Below are 392 nucleotides of genomic sequence, written 5' to 3' on the forward strand. Positions count from 1 at the left end.
GATCCGGGCAATGTCAACGAAGGCTCCGACGCCGTCTTCAACGTCACGCTGGGCAAGGCGGTTGATGCCAACACCACGCTGACCTTCAAGCTCGGCGGCGAGATCGAGGCCAACGACATCGGTACCGTCAAGGTCACCATCGGCGGCCAACCGGTCACCGTCACGGCCAATGCCGATGGCACCTTCAGCGTCACTGTTCCGGCCGGCACCACTGGCGGCATCGTCGTCACGGTTCCGACCAACAACGACGTCGTCTTCGAAGGCAGCGAGAAGCTGACCCTGCAAGCCACGCTGACCGGCACCACGGCCAGCGGCACCGCGCTGCCCCCGGGCATCACCGACACCGGCAATGCCGCCATCGTCGACAGCCAAGGTCCGGGCGCTGACGTGCC

1 protein-coding gene is annotated in these 392 nt (G+C 66.1%); it reads left to right on the top strand.

Going from position 1 to position 392, the window contains the following annotated elements:
* A partial coding sequence (locus tag CTATCC11996_RS25755; RefSeq protein ID WP_003080374.1) for an IPT/TIG domain-containing protein occupies positions 1–392 on the top strand: 392 nt, incomplete at both ends.

It is taken from the genome of Comamonas testosteroni ATCC 11996 (assembly GCF_000241525.1).
GTDB classification, from domain to species: domain Bacteria; phylum Pseudomonadota; class Gammaproteobacteria; order Burkholderiales; family Burkholderiaceae_C; genus Comamonas; species Comamonas testosteroni.